Origin of the sequence: Flavobacterium sp. (assembly GCF_027533505.1) — a bacterium.
Classification (GTDB): Bacteria; Bacteroidota; Bacteroidia; order Flavobacteriales; family Flavobacteriaceae; genus Flavobacterium.
The window spans coordinates 24775-37916 of record NZ_JAPZUB010000021.1 but is presented as its reverse complement, the minus strand read 5'-3'; the positions used below and the strand labels follow the sequence as shown (position 1 = coordinate 37916).

Below are 13142 nucleotides of genomic sequence, written 5' to 3'. Positions count from 1 at the left end.
GGCTGACTGGATCACCCTAAAGCCTCTGTTTTGGGGCTTTTTTTGTTTCAAAATATACCGTCTCAGGTTCCCCCGAAATGATGTCGGGGCTGACTGGATCACCCTAAAACCTCTGTTTTGGGGCTTTTTTTGTTTGTAAACAGTATAGAAAATTTACAGCGTTTCACAAGCCAGTTGCATCACAGCAAACGTTCTATTTTAATTTTACCTCCCAAAAAAAGAACAAGGGCATTTTCGAAAAAATACCCCTGTTCCAACAGAAAACCAAAAAAAACAATTCAATCTATTGCGAGGACTCAAGACTTCCTCCCAATGCTTTAAATAATACAATCGTATTTAATGTCGTATCCAATTCAAAATGCAATAAATCCAAATCGGCACTTAGTTTATTTTTTTGCGTGTTTATCAATTCCATATAATTGGCATACCCTGTGATATACAAATCGTTGGCTACTTCAACCGCACGTTTTAGGTGTCCTACCTCTTGTGCTTTTAACGTCAATGTTTTTTGATAAATATCGCGTTTACCCAATAATGTTTGCAACTCCGTATAGGCTTGGAGTACACTTTTTTGGTAATTCCAGAAGGCAATTTCTTGTTCTTTGGAAGCCACATTAAATTCTAATTTTAACTGCGAACGATTTAATAAGGGGGTAAACAAACCGCCTAACAGTTGGTAGGTCAATGACCCTGGCAGAAAAAGGGTTTCTGCAGAAAAAGCATTGTATCCAAAACGAGAACCCAATACCAATCGGGGTAAAAAGGCTGCTTTAGCTGCTTTGGCATCGGCTTGACTCGCTTGTAATTCAAAATAATGTTGCAGCACATCGGGTCGATTGAATAGCATGCGCACATAAAGTTCTTTTGCTTTTGTTTCACCACTATTCGTAGTCATTAGTGTATTCCCACGATCTATGCGAGAAGTATATTTTCCTAGCAAGGCATTGAGTGCATTTTCTACTTCGAGCACTTCAATTTTCAGCAAGGAAATTTCAGTTTCTAAATTTTTACTTTGGGCTTGAAACTGTTGAACGGCCAATTCGGTGGCTTTCCCTACGGTACGTTGCGCGGCAATGATTTCATATGCCTTTTGTTGTAACGCATAGTTTTCCTCATAAATCTGGAGCTTCTTGTCTAAAGCAATCAATTCAAAGTATAATACGGCGATATCGGTAAAAAGGGTCGCTCTTACCAATCGTTCTCCCTCTCGAGTGGCCAAATACCGATTTCTGGCCGCTTCCGAAAGTTTTTTTAGTTTTCCCCAAATATCGGCCTCCCATGCGCTTTGTAGTCCCACAAAAAAGTTGGGTGTCAAATTGGTATTGATGATTTGTCGTTCACTAATGTTAGAGGATAAGTTTGTATCAAAGTTACCTACGCCTTCCATTGTATATTCTCCAAATCGGGTACCACTCGCAGAAAGTTCGAGATCTAAATTGGGCAATCGAACTTTCTTACTGCGCACCAAATAACTATTGGCAATGGCAATACGTTCTTTTGCTATTTGAATATCAGGATTGGAGGCCAACGCAATTTCAAACAATTGAACTAACTTTTTATCACTAAAGTACGATGAAATTTTTGGGGTCTCTTTTAACGTTACACTATCAGGAACGATGGCCATTTCACCTTCAGGAAGCGGGGCAATGGTTTTGGCAGGCGCTAATTTAGGACCAGCGCAAGAAGCCAAGCAGCCGCAAACAAAAACAAATAGGACCTTACGCAGTTGTTGTTTCATTTTTGAATTTTTTTTCTAAGGTTGCAAAAAAGATATAAAGCCCAGGGATGATTAGTAACCCGAAAACAGTTCCTAACAACATTCCGCCCGCAGCCGCCACACCAATGGATTGATTTCCAACGGCACCTGCCCCTGAGGCGATGCATAACGGAATTAATCCAGCGATAAACGCAAAAGACGTCATAAGAATAGGGCGTAAGCGTTGTCGCGAACCTTCAATAGCAGCCGATATAATCGATTCTCCCTCTTGATTGCGTGCCATGGCAAATTCAACGATAAGAATTGCATTCTTGGCGAGCAAACCAATCAGCATAACCAATGCCACTTGTGCATAAATGTTATTTTGGAGCCCAGCGAGACTCAAGGCAAAATACGATCCGAAAATTCCTGTCGGCAAGCTCAATAAAACGGGTAGGGGGAGTAAAAAGCTTTCGTATTGCGCTGCCAACAAAAGATACACAAAGAGCAAACAAATCAAGAAGATGATTGTTGTTTGATTTCCAGATAAAATCTCCTCACGCGTCATCCCAGACCATTCAATGGTATATCCACGAGGAAGTTGTTTTTCGGCTACGCGTTCGACTGCTTTAATCGCATCTCCCGAACTGAATCCAGGTGCTGGTTCCCCATTAATCATCGCCGACATATACATGTTGTAGCGGGTGAGAATTTCAGGTCCATACACTCGTTCCAAACGCACAAAAGTCGAAAACGGAACCATTTGACCTTGATCGTTTTTTAAGTAAAGATTTAAAATACTCTCTGGGGCATTCCGAAATTCGGGTCCAGCTTGAACCATTACTTTATACATTTGCGTAAAGCGGATAAAGTTGGTAGCATAATATGATCCCAGCAACGTTTGTAAGGTTTCCATTGCGTTTTCTACCGAAACCCCTTTTTTTGTGGCCATATCGTAATCCATATGGACAAGATACTGGGGATAGGTTGCATCAAATCCAGTAAAGTTGTTTTGTAATTCGGGCGCTTCATTTAATGCCTTGATAAACGCTTTCGTAGTTTTATCTGTATCGGTTAAGGTTCGTCCTGACTTGTCCAATAATCGCAATTCATATCCACTGGCATTTCCAAAGCCCGGTACAGTAGGTGGAGCAAACACCTCAATATCCGCATCGGCAATTTTATCGGTTTCGGCAGTTAAACGGGCAATCAATTCATCGGCTGAAATGTCGCGTTCTGACCAATCTTTCATATTGATCATTGCCATTCCATAGGAAGCCCCTGCAATTTCAGTCACAATACTATATCCCGCTAAAGTAGTCACGTTTTCTACTCCCTCCATCTCTTTAGCCAATTGGGTAATCTGTGTTAGTACTTTTTCTGTACGTTCAACGGTAGCGCCCTGTGGCGTGGTCACACTCACATATACCATACCTTGGTCTTCTAGAGGAATAAAGCCAGTAGGAAGTAATTTGCTATTCACCACCATCAATCCAATAAAGGCAATAAGTAAACCAAAGGTAACCGCTGTTCGCGTGGCAAATCGGGATAACAAGTTGGTATATCGTTGGGTTAAACGATCAAAACCCGTATTGAATTTTGTAAAAAAGCGCTGTAACCACCCTTTGTGCGTTCCATGCTGGTGGGGTTTTAGTAAAATAGCACACAATGCTGGCGTAAGCGTCAACGCATTGACCCCAGAAATTACAATACTTATGGCCAAGGTCAGCGAGAATTGTCGATAAAAAACACCAACGGGTCCGCTCAAAAAGGCTACGGGAATAAAAACCGCTGACATTACCAACGTAATGGCCACAACAGCACCGGCAATTTCTTTCATTGACGCCACAGTTGCCTCATAGGGCGCTAAGCCTTCTTCCATTTTAACGTGTACAGCTTCTACCACTACAATCGCATTGTCGACCACAATACCAATAGCCAAAACCAAGGCAAATAGGGTCAATAGGTTAATGGAAAATCCAAGCATTTGCATGAACGCAAAGGTTCCAATTAACGCCACAGGTACTGCCAATACTGGAATTAAAGTGGAACGCCAATCTTGTAAAAACAAAAAGACAACAATACCTACCAGCAGGAATGCTTCCAATAACGTTTTGATTACGGCACTGATTGAAGCGTCCAAAAATCGAGAAACGTCGTAGGCTAGATTGTAATTCATGCCCGGTGGAAAAGAGGTGCCTTTCAACTCGGCCATCTTGGCTTTCACCCGTTCAATAACCTCAGAAGCATTTGAGCCGGGTCGTTGTTTCATCATGATAGAGGCTGACGGTTTTCCATCGGTTTTCGAAACCATTCCGTAACTCATCGCTCCAAATTCAACTTTGGCGACGTCTTTTAGCTTTAAAATGGTACCCGAAGCATCTGCGCGTAAAGGAATCGCTTCATATTGTTCGGGGGTTGCAAATTTCCCTGTGTATTTAACCACATATTGCAACTGACTCGACGTTTTTCCTGAAGTTTCTCCCACTTTACCGGGAGCTGCAGCAATATTTTGTGCCCGTAAAGCCGCAATGACTTCTTGTGCTGAAATTGAATAGGCATTTAATTTTTGAGGATCCAACCATACCCGCATGGAGTATTCTTTTTGCCCCATGATTTCGGCACGTCCCACACCATCAATACGTTTTAACTCTTGTAAAACGTTGATATCGGTAAAATTGTAAATAAATTGCTCGTCCATGTTTTTGTCCTCACTCGTAATATTGAGGTACATCAACATACTATTCACTTCTTTTTCGGTGGTTACTCCAGCTCGGATAACCTCTTCCGGCAATTCATCCAAAACAGTTGTTACACGGTTTTGAACGTTTACGGCAGCTACATCGGGATCGGTTCCTACTTCAAAGAACACCTGAATCATCGTTAAACCGTCATTGGATGTTACGGTCGACATGTAGGTCATTCCGGGAACTCCATTGATGGCACGTTCAAGCGGTAAAGCCACTGCATTGGCCGAAACTTCAGCATTCGCTCCCGTATATTTGGCCGTAACTGTTACCGAGGGAGGTACAATGTCTGGGAATTGGGTAATGGGCAATTGCAACAAAGCCATCACACCCAACAAAACAAAAAATATAGAGATGACCAAGGATAATACCTTGCGTCGTATAAATAGCTCGATCATGGAAAATGATTTTGTCGTGAATCCTTATATTTTGGAACTGATTTGAATGCGATCTCCATCACGAAGCGATTGTGTGCCTTCGTAAATGATACGGTCGCCTTCTTCAATACCGCGACTCACCAAGTAATTGGTGGAAAGTACGGCTCCGATCTGAATGGTACGCATGCGAACTTTTTGGTTGGAATCTACCACAAAAACATAGGTTTTATCCTGAATCGAAAAAGTAGATTTTTTGGGAATGGTAATGACATCTTTTCGTGTTTCCGAAATGACCAATTTACCCGATGTCCCATGTTTTATCAAATGTTCAGGATTGGGAAAGGCGGCTTTAAAACGGATGGAACCCGTACTTCGGTCAATTTCGCTCTCGGCCGATTTTAAAGTCCCCTTATAATCATAATGTACCCCGTTGGGTAATACTAATTCAATTTTTTGATGTTTCCCAAGTTTATCTTCGGCAATGAGTTGAAAATAAAGACTTTCGGGAATGGAGAAGTAGGCATATACTTCCTCCAATTGTGAAAACGTCGTTAACAAAGCGCCGTTTTCAATCAAGCTTCCTTCTTTAAAAGGAATCACATCAATCACCCCATCAAAAGGGGCCGTAATTTTGGTGAACGCAATTTTTTGCAACACCGTATTTCGTTCGGCCTCCATGAAAGAACGTTGTGCTTTTTTGGCTTCCAATTTGGCTTTGATCATGTCCAATTCATTCTTGGCAATGATGGCTTTATTGAAAAGACTTTGGTGTTGGTTGAGTTCAATTTCAGCCATACGAACATCGGCGGTCGCTTGCTGTAAGCCTGCGGTAGCCTTCGAAAGTTCCATTCGTAATTCGGCGTCATTGATTTTAAACAAAGGTTGTCCTTTTTTGACATATTGTCCTTCGTTGACATAAATATGATGAAGAATGCCTGAAATGCGCGAACGAATTTCAATATTCTTTTTAGCTTGAATATCCGTTACAAAATCGTTGGAAATTAAGGTGTCTTTTTCGACAACTTCCAAAACGGGATACGCTTTATTTTCTTTGTTTTCTGCAGAATTTGAACGTTGACAGGCACTTACCAACCCTAAGGCTGCAAGTCCCAAAACGAGATTTTTCATAGGTTTTTTTTTGATTACAATTGATTTTCTGTTTTAAACGGGTGCGAAAATCGGAATCAAAAAAGGTGAAAAATGTGTAAAAACCGTTGCGTTCGATGCAACAGTGAGGGTGTATTTTTGGCAAAAAGGGATGAAGGGAAGAGTGCTAAACGTTCCTTTTGGAAAGAAGCACAAGGTTGTTTATGAGTGACTTTTTGCTGTTGTAATCGTACTTGTTGTTGTGACGTAGAAATTGGATTGTCTTCTGCCGTGTCTTGCACCGATTCAATCGCTTTTTTGACGCTCATGTCCAAAACTTCATCACAATGCTTTAGCCCGACCGACAACGTCATCAGTGCACTGAAAATGAAAATTAAAAACGAACGAAACGATGGCATGGGTAGCATTTCTTTGTTTTAAGTGAGGCAAAATTAATAGATATAAAAAGGACAGCTTGCGACTTTGTAATTAATTTAACATTTGGAAAAATACAATTACTGTTGGTTTTTTTTGTATTTTTCAAAAGCCTATAAAGCCAATGAATTACTACCGTAATACTATGAAAATCAGTTGTTTTTTGGGATTTCTTTGTTTGCTATTGATGGGATGCTCGTCGACGGATAAAGCTTTTTCCAATCGTGATTTTTTGAAAAATAATTATTTGAATTCAAAATCATTAGCCATCTACGAGGGCATTCATGATACGGCTTTTGTAAGGGTACGCAATTATGAAGGCTTTTTTGTGTTTGACATGAAATATGCTTCCTCCGATAATTTTTTAAAAACGGCAGTGTATGATTGTTCTGAATGTTATTTGCGTATGAAAACCGTTCGAAACTTAATTGAGGCCAACCATGAGTTTTTAGAAAAAGGATATCGGATTAAAATTTATGATTGTTACCGTCCCTTGGATATTCAAAAAAAAATGTGGGCCATTTTACCGGATGCCGACTATGTGGCCGACCCCAAACGCGGTTCGATTCACAATCGTGGAGGAGCGGTCGATATTACGCTGGTTGATAAAGAGGGCAATGAGTTGGATATGGGAACCTCCTTTGATCATTTTGGCCCCGAGGCTGCCCATGCGTATGCAAATTTACCGGCCAAAGTCAAAGCCAATCGTGCTTTTCTTAAAGAAGTAATGTTGCGCCATAATTTTAGAGCTTTCAAGTCGGAATGGTGGCATTACAACCTGGCGGGTTCCCTCAAAGATCCGATTGCAAATTTTAAGTGGGATTGTCCTTAATCGCTGATTTTTTCTGTTTCAAGTACGACTTTTTCTCCTTTTTCCAAGGTTACAAAAAACCAATAACTCGTACCTCCGTCGGCAATTTTCCATTTTTTTCGTAAATCAGCGACACTTTCAGGAAAATTCCGCGTGGCCACATGCCCTTTTTTTCCCAATAGTGATTTCATTGCTGTTTTTTGATACGGAAAGACGCGCACGATTTGAAACCGTCGTCCGGGATAGTCGATAAGCGATGTAGACGTAAATAAATGGGTATGGATGTGTAGTTTTTTTAGTTCCAATTGATGCGCCAGTACATCATAGCCTCCCGATTTCATCAAAGCAGCATTGGGCTCATACAAATAGGTTTGTGGAGCCGCAAGTTCGATAGGAATACGCACTCCAAATTCATGGGTAAACAAAGAGGCATTATCGGATTTAAACAAGGTCACCGCTGTAATTTGAAGGGGAACAGCACTATTTTTTCGCAGGTAAAACAACAATTCTTTCACTTCATTTTGTACCGCAATCACTTGAACTTCTGTCACATACTTTAGTTCTTGAAGTGCTGCCGAAATATCCAAAAGAGGTGCTGTTTTGATGAGTATCTGATCGGTAAATTTAAAGTATTCCTCTACGAGTTCGGGAACATTGGGTGCACAATCCCGCAAGAAAAATACTTTTCCTTTTTCATCATGGCGTCGCGATGGATCAATGTAAATCCAATCAAAACGGGTATTATGTTTCTGTAAAAAGTCGAAACCATCGCCAGCGAAAAGAGAAATATTTCGGACATTCATGGTACTGCAGTTATGCGCTACAACTGCTGATAATTGGGCATCTTGTTCGCAATGCACCACCGTTTTAAAATGGTGTGCAAAATAGTAGGCATCAACGCCAAAACCTCCTGTTAGGTCAATAAGACTTGCGCCGTGAATCGTTTGTGCTTTGTAGGAAGCCGTAATTTCGGAGGAGGTTTGTTCTATCGAAATTTTTGAAGGATACAAACATAAGGGGGTATTAAACCAAGTCGGTAATTTTTGTGCCGCTTTGGCCTTGGATTCAATTTGTTGTAAAATGCGTTTGTAATCGAGGTGTGGAAACGGATTTTTTTGCAGCGCCAATGCCGATACAGGGGTCGATAAATGGGCATTGATGAAGTCTTGCACTTCGGGTTCCAAAAGCGAATGATCGATCATCGTTATATGTTCTTGGTCATTTGACGCACAATATTGGCCTCAGGGAAAAAGGTTTTGGCGATGACTTTTATAATGGTAAACGTAGGAACTGCAATAATCATTCCCATGATTCCGAATAAAATACCCGCAATTAAAACCACCAAGAAAATTTCTAACGGATGTGATTTTACGCTTTTTGAAAAAATAATTGGTGAGGTAATGTTGTTGTCAATCATTTGCACAATCGAAAATCCAATCAAAACGTAAAGGGTAGTCGGTAAAGTCACTGAAGAAAAATCGGCATTGATGTTGGAAAGCATCGTCAATAGGCCCGCAATTGCGGTTCCAATCATAGGGCCAACGTACGGAATAATATTCAATAAAGCACACAAAAACGCAATGACAAAGGCATTTTCCACATCAAAAATGAGGAGTACAATCAAATATAAAATGCAAACAATGGTCAGCTGAATGATGAGTCCAATGAAGTACCGACTAAGTAGTTCACGAATTTTATCTACCGACTCCAAAATAGGTTCTTGATGTTTTTCGGGCAATAAATACTTGGCGCCCACCAAAAATTGCACCTTGTCTTTTAAAAAGAAAAACGTAATAAAAAACACCGATACGAGTCCGATACTGAGACTACTTACGGTGTTGATGATTCCATTTAAAAAATCGGTTATTGAATTAAATTTCAGTTTTGAGGTGATATCGGACTGTTTAATCCATCCATCCAAATCCATATTGTGTTGGTGTAGATAGGTGTCTGCTTGTTGGTAAAGCGCCATCAAACGAATTTCGATAGCATGGGCATCCAATAAAGAGAGTTTATTGCCTTGGGTGACAATGAGAGGAATAAATAAAGAGATCAACCCCATGAGTAAGAGTACAAATAAGGTTAATGTAAACGCTACCGCAAAGGTGTTCCCAAACTTTAATTTTCGGCGCAAAAATTCCACAATAGGATTAGCAATCAACGCCATGACAATCGACACCAAAAGGTAAATAATCACTGCTTGGATGCAATACATAAAATATAAACCCAAGCCCACCAATACGATGACAGCGAGCGCCTGAAGAATACCAAATGCGATAGTTTTGGAAGAGGTCATTGGACTGCGATTTAGTATGTGAATGTTAATTATTGAAGACGTAATGAATAAGATTCGCACCCATTTTTAGTGCTTTTTCGCGAACTTCTTTAGGGTCGTTGTGTACATCAGCATCTTCCCATCCGTCGCCCAAGTCACATTCAAAGGTATACAAAAGCACCAAACGATTGTTTTCAAAAATACCAAACGCTTGAGGACGTTTTCCGTCGTGTTCGTGAATTTTGGGCAAACCCGAGGCAAATACATTGGGGCCTTGAAAAATGGGGTGATTGGCGGGCAGTTCTACCAAGTTTTTTTCAGGAAACAAACGCTTAATTTCTTTCCGTATAAACTCATCCATCCCGTAATTGTCATCGATGTGTAAAAATCCCCCGGATAGTAAATAATTGCGAAGGTTAGCGATATCGGCGGCACTAAACACCACATTGCCGTGCCCTGTCATGTGTACAAAAGGATAGGAAAATAAATCGGGACTCGAGGGTTCGACCGTTGCGGGTTTGGTTTTTATTTTGGTGTTCAGCGAACTATTGCAATACCGAATTAAATTGGGTAAAGCGGTAGGATTGGCATACCAGTCGCCACCGCCGCTGTATTTCAATAGGGCTATTTCTTGTGCTTGACTTCCCCATGTAGCGATTAAACACAAACTGATTATTAGCTGTCTCATAGTTTGGCGGCTTTTATTTCTTTAATTACAGTATCACTTTCAGCACTGCTCCAACCCATCTGTTCCGACCATTTTTTGGCGGTTTCGGCAGCTTGGAGCGCTTCATTTTTATCTTTCAGTTTGAGGTATAATTTGGCTTTTACCAAGTGTTTTTCGGCGTTTTCACTGAGTGCGATGGCTTTGTCAACCCAAGTGATGGCCTTACGTAACGCTTCGGGCTGTTGGATGTAATTCAAATACACCGAAGCATTCTCGATCAATTGGTTGGCATCTTTTGCCGCAAAGGCATCTGTTTTCTCCAGGGTAACTTGTTGGTAGCGTTTCCAATCTTGCACATTAGCATACAATTGCGTATCGTATTTGTATACTAATGAATCGGTTTTTCGCCACTGAATTTTCTCGACAAAAACTCTTTTTTTGCGATAATTTAGGGTGTCCAATGCATCGGCGGCACTTCGTAGGTTATCTTGAACAGTGAAAATAATTTTTTTCTCAACCCGTTGTGGACTAGCAGCTTGTCCAAATTCTTTTTGATAGTCAATAATCCACTGAAATTCGGGAGCTTCAACTGTATTGATACCATTCGCAATGATTCGCCAGTTCAATTCGGTAAATAAATTCTCTTTCGAAACCGTTTTGAGATAGCGTTGTGCAATCGAAGTGGCATCAAAACCCGCTTTACGAACGGAAGCGATGTATTTTAAACAGGCTTCGGGATTACTAACGGCGACTTCAAATGCAGCTTTGAGTTGGGGCAATTGATTTTCGGATTGCAATAACTTGCTGCCTTCTTCGATGAAACTTTCCTTTTTCATTTCGCCCGAAAATCCACCCCAATAGACTTCTTTCGGAGAAAAATAAGCAAAGGTAGGATAGGAGCGAACCTTACAATCATTTTTAAATTTTTGCTTCAAAGCACTTCCCGCATCACTTTCAGCATCAACGGCTACGGTAATGTAATTTTGAGCGTAAAATAGCACCACATCCGTATCTTGCAAAACTGAACTTTTCATTTTTTTACAATGTTCACACCAATGGGCATAAAACATTACTACTAGCGGTTTGTTTTTTTCACGGGCTTCATTTTGTGCTTCAAAATAATTACGATCTTTAAAAATAACGTTGGCTTGTGACCAACCCAAAGCACTCATTAAAAAACAAAAAAGAAAACTATTTATTCTCATACGCTTCATTTTTAAACACTACACTGTGACAGGCTACAACTGCGGCCGTTTCGGTTCGTAGTCGAGTATTACCCAAAGTTATTGGAACAAAACCTTTTGCACAAGCACTTTCAATTTCTTTAACAGAAAAATCACCCTCGGGTCCGATCAAAATCAGTACATCTTCTTGCGTTTTCAGGGCCTCCTGCAACGACTGGCGGTGGCTTTCGTCGCAATGGGCTATGAATTTTTGACCCGAAAAAGGGGCTTGTGTAAACGTAGCGAAAGGTACGGGGGATTGTAATTGGGGTAGAAACAGTTGGTTGGATTGCTTCATCGCGGCAATGATGATTTTTTCCATCCGCTCGGTTTTGAATACAGTTCGCTCCGAATGATCGCAAAGAATGGGGGTGATGGTATGGATGCCAATCTCGGTTGCTTTTTCCAAAAACCATTCGTAACGTTCATTCATTTTGGTGGGCGCTACGGCCAAATGCAATCGATAGGAGGCTGTTTTTTGAAAGGAACATTCTACAATTTCAACCGTACATTTGTGGTCTGAAGCCAAGGTAATGCGGGTATGAAATAAATTACCTAAACCATTGGTCACATGTATGCTATCGCCTTCTTTTTTTCGTAATACTTTAATTATATGTCGACTTTCCTCACGATCAAACGTAAAGCTTTTTGTTTCGGGGGTAAGTGCTGAATTATAAAACAGTTGCATGGTTAAAAAGGAATGCGTGCTTTGGCAACAACATCGCGCGATGCGTAGTGTTGATTTAAATAAAGATAATACCCTACAATTCCAATCATGGCTGCGTTGTCGGTGGTGTATTCAAACTTGGGAATGAAGGTTTTCCATCCTTTTTGCACACGGGCCTCCACCAAAGCGTTACGAATTCCGGAGTTGGCCGAAACACCTCCGCCAATGGCAATTCGAGAAATTCCTGTTTCGGTCACGGCCATTTCCAATTTTTCCATAAGGATGGCAATAATAATGTGTTGAATGGAAGCACAAATATCGGCTTTATTTTCTTCAATAAAGTTAGGATTCGCTGCCGTATTTTTTTGAATGAAATACAAAATTTGGGTCTTAAGCCCTGAGAAACTAAAATTCAGTCCGTCTACTTTGGGACGCGTAAAAGGAAATCGTTTTGGATTGCCTTCTTTTGCCCATTGGTCAATCAAAGGTCCCCCAGGATAGGGTAATCCGAGTATTTTTGCGGACTTATCAAAGGCTTCGCCCACAGCGTCATCGGTGGTTTCTCCGATCACTTTTAAATCAAAATAATCATTCACCTGAACAATTTGTGTATGTCCTCCCGATATGGTTAAAGCCAAAAAGGGAAACTCGGGGATATCGTAGCCTTCCTCGGTGATAAAATGGGCTAAAATATGCGCATGCATGTGATTGACCGCCAGCAATGGAATTTGTAATCCCATCGCCATCGATTTGGCAAAAGAAGTTCCCACCAAAAGTGACCCCATCAATCCGGGGCCTTGGGTAAAAGCGATCGCATGCAATTGCTCTCGGGAAATGCCCGCTTTTTTCAGCGCTACATCAACCACAGGAACAATGTTTTGTTGATGGGCACGTGACGCTAATTCGGGCACAACGCCTCCATATTCTTCATGGATTTGTTGACGTGCTACGACATTTGAAAGCACTGTGGTGTTGCGCAATACCGCCGCGGCCGTATCATCACACGAACTCTCTAAAGCTAAAATATAAATAGGACCTTGCGACATCAGGCACAATTTTTGTTTAAATTTGGTTTCAACAGCGTAAATCCTGTATTTTTACACCTTTGCAAAGGTACGCTTTTTCGTATTTAGACCATTCGTAACCCTTATTTTGGAA

Annotated in this window: 11 protein-coding genes; 1 reads left to right on the top strand and 10 read right to left on the bottom strand. The window is 40.9% G+C overall.

Features of this window, described 5'->3' with window-relative positions:
• Nucleotides 1-283: 283 nt before the first annotated feature.
• The 4 genes from O9316_RS04755 to O9316_RS04740 are packed head-to-tail and all read right to left on the bottom strand — an operon-like array spanning nt 284 to nt 6325.
• Nucleotides 284-1738: a TolC family protein gene (locus O9316_RS04755; RefSeq protein ID WP_298205122.1), complete on the bottom strand. Its 1455-nt coding sequence runs from the start codon at nt 1736-1738 to the stop codon at nt 284-286.
• Nucleotides 1719-4841 (bottom strand): efflux RND transporter permease subunit, encoded by a 3123-nt coding sequence (locus tag O9316_RS04750; protein WP_298205121.1) that lies wholly within the window; start codon nt 4839-4841, stop codon nt 1719-1721. The genes O9316_RS04755 and O9316_RS04750 overlap by 20 nt, the downstream gene beginning before the upstream one ends.
• 24 nt (nt 4842-4865) lie before the next feature.
• Nucleotides 4866-5948 carry an efflux RND transporter periplasmic adaptor subunit gene (locus O9316_RS04745; protein WP_298205120.1) on the bottom strand — a complete coding sequence of 361 codons (1083 nt, stop codon included), beginning with the start codon at nt 5946-5948 and terminating at the stop codon, nt 4866-4868.
• A 56-nt stretch (nt 5949-6004) separates the two neighbouring features.
• Nucleotides 6005-6325 carry a hypothetical protein gene (locus tag O9316_RS04740; RefSeq protein WP_298205119.1) on the bottom strand — a complete coding sequence of 107 codons (321 nt, stop codon included), beginning with the start codon at nt 6323-6325 and terminating at the stop codon, nt 6005-6007.
• A 161-nt stretch (nt 6326-6486) separates the two neighbouring features.
• On the opposite strand from O9316_RS04740, the gene O9316_RS04735 reads away from it, so the two are divergent.
• Complete coding sequence (locus O9316_RS04735) at nt 6487-7173, top strand: M15 family metallopeptidase (protein ID WP_298205117.1); 687 nt, start codon at nt 6487-6489, stop codon at nt 7171-7173.
• Here the strand turns inward: O9316_RS04735 and O9316_RS04730 are convergent.
• The 6 genes from O9316_RS04730 to tsaD are packed head-to-tail and all read right to left on the bottom strand — an operon-like array spanning nt 7170 to nt 13030.
• Nucleotides 7170-8354 (bottom strand): class I SAM-dependent methyltransferase, encoded by a 1185-nt coding sequence (locus O9316_RS04730; protein ID WP_298205116.1) that lies wholly within the window; start codon nt 8352-8354, stop codon nt 7170-7172. The two genes, O9316_RS04735 and O9316_RS04730, sit on opposite strands and share 4 nt — an antisense overlap.
• 2 nt (nt 8355-8356) lie before the next feature.
• Entirely contained in the window at nt 8357-9448 is a 1092-nt protein-coding gene (locus O9316_RS04725; RefSeq protein ID WP_298205115.1) for an AI-2E family transporter, read from the bottom strand.
• 25 nt (nt 9449-9473) lie between these two features.
• Nucleotides 9474-10115, bottom strand: a complete 642-nt coding sequence (locus tag O9316_RS04720) for a DUF4159 domain-containing protein (protein WP_298205114.1) — start codon at nt 10113-10115, stop codon at nt 9474-9476.
• Entirely contained in the window at nt 10112-11299 is a 1188-nt protein-coding gene (locus O9316_RS04715; RefSeq protein ID WP_298205113.1) for a thioredoxin family protein, read from the bottom strand. Before O9316_RS04715 ends, O9316_RS04720 begins: the two co-directional genes overlap by 4 nt.
• Entirely contained in the window at nt 11286-12005 is a 720-nt protein-coding gene (locus O9316_RS04710; RefSeq protein WP_298205112.1) for a 16S rRNA (uracil(1498)-N(3))-methyltransferase, read from the bottom strand. The genes O9316_RS04715 and O9316_RS04710 overlap by 14 nt, the downstream gene beginning before the upstream one ends.
• A 2-nt stretch (nt 12006-12007) precedes the next feature.
• A complete protein-coding gene (tsaD, locus tag O9316_RS04705) occupies nt 12008-13030 on the bottom strand; it encodes a tRNA (adenosine(37)-N6)-threonylcarbamoyltransferase complex transferase subunit TsaD (protein ID WP_298205111.1) in 1023 nt (340 codons plus the stop codon).
• Between the last annotated feature and the right edge of the window lie 112 nt (nt 13031-13142).

What these genes read in the sequence shown, in the direction of transcription:
- O9316_RS04755 (WP_298205122.1), bottom strand. Translation starts at nt 1,738, where the DNA reads ATGAAACAACAACTGCGTAAGGTCCTATTTGTTTTTGTTTGCGGCTGC.
- O9316_RS04750 (WP_298205121.1), bottom strand. Translation starts at nt 4,841, where the DNA reads ATGATCGAGCTATTTATACGACGCAAGGTATTATCCTTGGTCATCTCT.
- O9316_RS04745 (WP_298205120.1), bottom strand. Translation starts at nt 5,948, where the DNA reads ATGAAAAATCTCGTTTTGGGACTTGCAGCCTTAGGGTTGGTAAGTGCC.
- O9316_RS04740 (WP_298205119.1), bottom strand. Translation starts at nt 6,325, where the DNA reads ATGCCATCGTTTCGTTCGTTTTTAATTTTCATTTTCAGTGCACTGATG.
- O9316_RS04735 (WP_298205117.1), top strand. Translation starts at nt 6,487, where the DNA reads ATGAAAATCAGTTGTTTTTTGGGATTTCTTTGTTTGCTATTGATGGGA.
- O9316_RS04730 (WP_298205116.1), bottom strand. Translation starts at nt 8,354, where the DNA reads ATGATCGATCATTCGCTTTTGGAACCCGAAGTGCAAGACTTCATCAAT.
- O9316_RS04725 (WP_298205115.1), bottom strand. Translation starts at nt 9,448, where the DNA reads ATGACCTCTTCCAAAACTATCGCATTTGGTATTCTTCAGGCGCTCGCT.
- O9316_RS04720 (WP_298205114.1), bottom strand. Translation starts at nt 10,115, where the DNA reads ATGAGACAGCTAATAATCAGTTTGTGTTTAATCGCTACATGGGGAAGT.
- O9316_RS04715 (WP_298205113.1), bottom strand. Translation starts at nt 11,299, where the DNA reads ATGAGAATAAATAGTTTTCTTTTTTGTTTTTTAATGAGTGCTTTGGGT.
- O9316_RS04710 (WP_298205112.1), bottom strand. Translation starts at nt 12,005, where the DNA reads ATGCAACTGTTTTATAATTCAGCACTTACCCCCGAAACAAAAAGCTTT.
- tsaD (WP_298205111.1), bottom strand. Translation starts at nt 13,030, where the DNA reads ATGTCGCAAGGTCCTATTTATATTTTAGCTTTAGAGAGTTCGTGTGAT.